This window comes from Mesorhizobium sp. M1E.F.Ca.ET.041.01.1.1, from assembly GCF_003997355.1.
Classification (GTDB): domain Bacteria; phylum Pseudomonadota; class Alphaproteobacteria; order Rhizobiales; family Rhizobiaceae; genus Mesorhizobium.
Window position 1 is genome coordinate 1 of record NZ_RZSL01000910.1, and the last position, 1,693, is coordinate 1,693.

The 1,693-nt window shown below is 63.1% G+C and carries 2 protein-coding genes and 2 pseudogenes; 1 reads left to right on the forward strand and 3 read right to left on the reverse strand.

All coding sequences use genetic code 11. From position 1 onward, the window contains the following. Nucleotides 1-231: pseudogene (locus EOA38_RS35760) on the forward strand (N-acetyltransferase); the annotation flags it as partial. Nucleotides 232-417: 186 nt separating this feature from the next. Here EOA38_RS35760 and EOA38_RS35765 read toward each other — a convergent pair. The 3 genes and pseudogenes from EOA38_RS35765 to EOA38_RS35775 form a co-directional block, all read right to left on the reverse strand. Continuing rightward, nucleotides 418-702: an SCP2 sterol-binding domain-containing protein gene (locus EOA38_RS35765; RefSeq protein WP_126092161.1), complete on the reverse strand. Its 285-nt coding sequence runs from the start codon at nt 700-702 to the stop codon at nt 418-420. A gap of 229 nt (nt 703-931) precedes the next feature. Continuing rightward, complete coding sequence (locus EOA38_RS35770; RefSeq protein WP_126092162.1) at nt 932-1,453, reverse strand: hypothetical protein; 522 nt, start codon at nt 1,451-1,453, stop codon at nt 932-934. A 31-nt stretch (nt 1,454-1,484) separates the two neighbouring features. Next, nucleotides 1,485-1,693: pseudogene (locus EOA38_RS35775) on the reverse strand (hypothetical protein); the annotation flags it as partial.

Here is a 1,693-nt window from a genome sequence, read left to right on the forward strand (position 1 = left end):
GTCGCCGAGGCCGCGCGACTTGGCCATGGCGCGATCCTGCTCGTCGGCGATGCGCCTTATTACGGGCGCTTCGACTTTTCGGCCGACCGCACCGGTTCGCTCTCCATGCCTGGCCCCTACGAGCGGCACCGGCTGCTGGCGCTGGAGCTGAAGGAAGGCGCGCTCGACGGCGCCAAGGGCACGATCAAGGCCGCCGGCCGCAAGGTGAAGGCGCTGGAGTTCCTGGCCTAAAGCGCATCGCGCTGAAACGGATTCAGGCGACGCGCTTTAAGTCCTGGTTTTGATGCATGTCGTTGTCCCAGAACCGCGCACTTCTGGGCGACATGCATTGAAGCGAGTGAAGAAAAGCCTGTGCGGCGTCACGCGTTCAAGAGCGCGGCGCCGCATCGGATCAATTCCGAATGGATATATCGTCAATCAGCCGAGCAACTGGCTGAGCGCCATGGCGACCGTCATGTCGCCCTCGACCTTCAGCTTGCCGGCCATGAAAGCCATGGTCGGGTTGAGGTCGCCGGCGATCAGCAAGTCGAGATCGTCGAGCGAGAGCTTGATTGTGCAGTCGGTCGGGGCATCGGCGGTCGAGACGGTCGCACCGTCGACGACGATGACGCCGTCGCTGCCGGTGTCGAACTTGACCGAGTGCTCGAAACCCGCGCTTGCCACGCGCGACTTGATCTTGTCGGCAATCTCCTGAACGCCCATGGCGGTTCTCCTCGTTTGGTTGCGTTTGACGCGCACCGGCCCTTGGCCGCTGGGCGAGGCGCCGCGTCGCGCGGGGGCGCGGCGACAGCCACCGGCGCATATAGCTTCGGGTTGACGTTTACGTCAACGTGGCCGCCATGCGGCATGGTGGTAACCATGCGGCAAGGCGCATCAGCCGGCGGATGGTTGAGGCGGTACATCCAACCCGGCGAAAGCACCGGCGGCGCGATCAATGCTGCTTGAAGGCCTTGGTCATTTCCTGGGCCGTTTCGCCGGCGCCCCTGCGGCGGCGAATGGCATTGTCGCGGATCTCATCCTTGGACAGGAAGTTGACCTGGTCGACCAGCACGTCATGCACCAGTTCGACGCCGACGCGGGCGTTGACGGTGTCACGGATCGATTTGCGGAAGGCATCGAGATCGATCGTCTCCTTCTTGGTGAAATCGATCTGCGGATTGGCGTAGAGATAGGAATAGACCTGGTCGGTTATCAGCGCCGGCGCCGGGATCGAAAGCTTCTTTATCTGCTCCGGTTCCACCGTGTAGACGAGCTTGGTCAGGAAATAGCCATCGATCTTGGCGTCCTTGATGAGCGGCACCGAAATGATGTCGGTCTTGACGTAATCGAGCCCACCCAGCATCGGCTTCGGCGGCTCGCCGACGCCGCGCTGGCCCGCTGCCTGGAAGGAGTAGAACACCGCGCCGAGCGTCACGGCGCAGATCCAAAGCGCTGCGGCGATGAACTTGATCACCGGATCCTTCCTTGCGCCGTTGCCATCACATTCAGGCTCGGGCGTATCCGAATTCGCCGGCCGAATAGGTGCCGTCGGCATCGGCGCGCTGGATGGCGTTCTTCAACAGCGTGGCGACCTCGTTGACGGCGTTGAGATGGGCAAGGATCGCCGCCTCGTTCCTCGCCAGCTTCTGCCGCAGCCGCGCCAGCCCATCGCGATGCTGCTCGAGGAATTCGATCTCGTTGGCGCCCTTCAAGG

Bases quoted from the DNA above. Each gene is read 5' to 3' on its own strand.
- EOA38_RS35765 (WP_126092161.1), bottom strand. From the start codon at position 702: ATGGGCGTTCAGGAGATTGCCGACAAGATCAAGTCGCGCGTGGCAAGC.